Origin of the sequence: Pseudomonas fluorescens (assembly GCF_000968015.1) — a bacterium.
Lineage (GTDB): Bacteria > Pseudomonadota > Gammaproteobacteria > Pseudomonadales > Pseudomonadaceae > Aquipseudomonas > Aquipseudomonas fluorescens_W.
The window spans coordinates 1-781 of the sequence record NZ_LACH01000125.1; the positions used below are offsets into that span (position 1 = coordinate 1).

General features: G+C 63.8%; 2 protein-coding genes. Both read right to left on the reverse strand.

Annotation, left to right across the window (positions count from 1 at the left end; translation table 11 throughout):
- The coding region (locus tag VD17_RS31015; RefSeq protein ID WP_046057165.1) for a TetR/AcrR family transcriptional regulator at nucleotides 1-368 on the reverse strand (368 nt) is incomplete at its 3' end.
- The coding region (locus VD17_RS32865; RefSeq protein ID WP_046057166.1) for a methyl-accepting chemotaxis protein at nucleotides 365-781 on the reverse strand (417 nt) is incomplete at its 5' end. The genes VD17_RS32865 and VD17_RS31015, both read right to left, overlap by 4 nt.

Consider the following 781-nt stretch of genomic DNA (forward strand, 5'->3'; position numbering starts at 1 on the left):
TGTTCGCTGCTCAGGCAATGGAGGTCGTACTCGGCCAGGCGGAAATGCGCCCCCATGCGCTCGTGCAGCAGGAGGTGCGCTTCAAGCAGGCCGTGCAGTCGTAGCGCCGGTGTGGATTTGCGACGAGTCACCAGGCTGGCGCCGTGCAGCAACTGTTCGTAGAGTTCCTCGATCAGCTCAAACAGCAGTGTTTCCTTGCTGTCGATGTGGTTGTAAATGGAGCCGACCTGGATCCCCAGATAAGTGGCGAGGTCGCGCATGCTGACCCGGCTGAAACCACACCTGGCGAACAGCTCGAGCGCCTTGTGCCGGGTTTCCAGGTAGCGCGAGGGGGGCCCTTGTTCGACCGGTGCCGCCATCACTTTCATACGCGAAACTGCCCCAACAGCCGATTGAGCTGACCCGCCAGTTGGCCCAATGCCTGGCTGGCCTCGTTGGACCGGCCTGCGGCCTGGGCATTGTCGTGGGCCAGCGACGCGGCACGGGTGACATTCTGGTTGATGTCCTCGACCACATGGGACTGCTCCAGGGTGGCGCTGGCGATCGAGGCGTTCAGTTCGGTGAGATTGCGCAGCGCGCTGAGAATCTGGTGCAGGCTTTCGCCGGTTCGGCGGGCCTGTTCCACGGTGTGTTGAGCGGCTTGGCTGCTGGTGTTGATGACCTTCACCGCCGCTTCCGAGTTGCCCTGCAGGCGCTCGATCATGCCCTGGATCTGCGCGATGGACTGCTGAGTGCGCTGGGCCAGCAGGCGCACTTCGTCGGCGACCACGGCGAAGCCGCG